Below are 922 nucleotides of genomic sequence, written 5' to 3' on the forward strand. Positions count from 1 at the left end.
AATTGCTGTGAGCTGGCTGAAACATTTTCAGCCATTCCTGAAACTTGTTTAACCAGGACGGCGATACCTTCGATGAGCTGGTTTGTATCTGAAGCGAGTCCAGCTAATTCATCTTTGGATTTAACTTTTATCCGCTTAGTCAGGTCCCCACCGGCATTTGCGATTTCCAGGATGGAACGGCTGATTTTTCTTACATTGGTTTTAATATTCTTTGAAAGAATAAACCCAAAGAATGCTGCCAACAGTACGGCAAATGCAGATAAGCTGATTGTAGCAATCTTGGACAAAGAAACTTGTTGATTCAATGAATCTATTCTCTTATTTAGATCTTTCTGCTGGTCAACTACAATCATATCGACATATGAACGGATTCCATCAAGGTACTTCTTTCCTGTCCCCGACTCTACAAGACTTGCTGCTTTCTCAAGTCCATCTTCCTTCCGGGTATTGATCACCCTGTCAACAAATTGAATCCAATAGTCATATTGTTTTTCGATTTTAGATAGCTTATCGAGTTGTTCTTTGTCATCCTTCAATAGCGTTTTCAAATCGGAAAAGTGGTTTTCAACTTGATTTTTCCCATTTCCGTATGGAGCTAAAAACCCTGTCGCACCAGTAATGACAAATCCTTGTTCACCAATTTCAATGTCATTTAATACTTTTGACAAGTCCTTTACCTTTGTATCCACTTGCATATCGTATTCTATTAATGTCTTAATTTCGCTTTCCAGCTTCATCATATTGAAGTATGAAGTAGAAGCAAGTATTAATAAGACAATGGTCAGCAGACCAAATGAAAGAACGACTTTTCCACGGATTGTACGAAAGTATGTAAGTAAACCCCGATTATTCTTTGTCTTTTCCTTACTCTCTTTCTTTTTGTTTCCTTTTGGCAATGTGACTGGTGATTTCCATTTTTTCT

At 37.7% G+C, this 922-nt stretch carries 1 protein-coding gene; it reads right to left on the bottom strand.

What is annotated here, in order from left to right; all coding sequences use genetic code 11:
- The coding region (locus HP456_RS24365; RefSeq protein WP_172255812.1) for a CHASE3 domain-containing protein at window positions 1-922 on the bottom strand (922 nt) is incomplete at both ends.

This window comes from Bacillus haikouensis (assembly GCF_013179555.1).
Taxonomy (GTDB): Bacteria; Bacillota; Bacilli; order Bacillales; family Bacillaceae_B; genus Rossellomorea; species Rossellomorea haikouensis_A.